General features: G+C 57.4%; 3 protein-coding genes. All 3 read left to right on the forward strand.

Translation table 11 applies throughout. The annotated features are described in order from the left end of the window. The coding region (locus tag HZB34_16140; protein MBI5317492.1) for a hypothetical protein at positions 1–464 on the forward strand (464 nt) is incomplete at its 5' end. A gap of 9 nt (positions 465–473) precedes the next feature. Beyond that, a complete protein-coding gene (locus HZB34_16145) occupies positions 474–911 on the forward strand; it encodes a prepilin-type N-terminal cleavage/methylation domain-containing protein (GenBank protein MBI5317493.1) in 438 nt (145 codons plus the stop codon). Continuing rightward, positions 883–1,106: prepilin-type N-terminal cleavage/methylation domain-containing protein (locus tag HZB34_16150; GenBank protein MBI5317494.1), on the forward strand; the 224-nt coding region annotated here is incomplete at its 3' end. The genes HZB34_16145 and HZB34_16150, both read left to right, overlap by 29 nt.

Consider the following 1,106-nt stretch of genomic DNA (forward strand, 5'->3'; position numbering starts at 1 on the left):
AACTGGTCGGCGTCCTTCGAACCGTTCAAGGGCTGGCGGCCACAAGCCAAAAGCCCCTGAAGCTCTACCTCGACATCGATCAGGGAACCTACTGGATGATGCTGGTGGAGGGCAAGGAGGAGCGAATCCCTCTTGATCCCGCCTGGAAGATCCCTCGTTCGCTCCCGGAATCGATTCGATTTACGGAGGTCTCCATCGGTCAAGACAAACGATTTTCCGGACGAGTCGACGTGTCCTTCTTCGCCAATGGCCGGATTGAGCCGGTCACACTGTATCTGACGGATGCGAAGAACAATCTCTTGGGATTGGCGGTCGATTCATTGACAGGAGGAATTCGAGTCAGCGACGAACGACTCGACCCTCCCCTGAACCCCATCATCCCCGACCGAGTCCGGTTGCTGTTGAAGCCAAACCAGCAAGGAGGGGCGGGAGCCTCGCAGAGAGGGTTGTTTCCGAACCAGTAGTCGATTGCAATGGCCCACGATGGACATCGAACCACGCCTCACGAAGATGGATTCACGCTGCTCGAAGTGCTACTCGCCATCGCCCTGCTGGCGATCGCGCTCCCGATTCTTCTCGGCCTTAGAAATTTCGACCTGGGCCTTCAAGAGAGAGCGTCCGAACTGACCTCCGCCACCCTGCTGGCCCAGGAGAAACTATTGGAGACCGAACTCTCGGGACAATATGCCATCGGGGAAACCAGCGGAGAGTTCCTGAACCTCCCGCTTGGCGCCCAAACCGCCATCCAAGCAGTTCCACGAGCGATCGGGTACAGATGGAAACGGACGATCGCCCCCACTCCATTGGAGTTGATTCGGGAGATCCGGATCAAAGTCTCGTGGCTGCGGGGCGAGCTGGAAGAATCACTAGAGGTCAGCACCTATGTCTTTGCCGGCCGTTCCACTTTCTAAACCCGACGCGGGCTTTACGCTCGTCGAGGTCTTGGTGGCTGTAGCCTTGCTGGGCATGATCGGCGCCATGGTCTTTGGGTCGCTTGTCATGACGACGAGATCCGTAGAGGCCGGACGAGACCATGCGGCGAAGGAACAAACGATCAGAAGAGTGTTACGTCTCATGGCCGAAGAAATTGCGCTCAGTAAACGGCA

The organism is Nitrospirota bacterium (assembly GCA_016219645.1).
In the GTDB taxonomy this organism is placed as follows: domain Bacteria; phylum Nitrospirota; class Nitrospiria; order Nitrospirales; family Nitrospiraceae; genus Palsa-1315.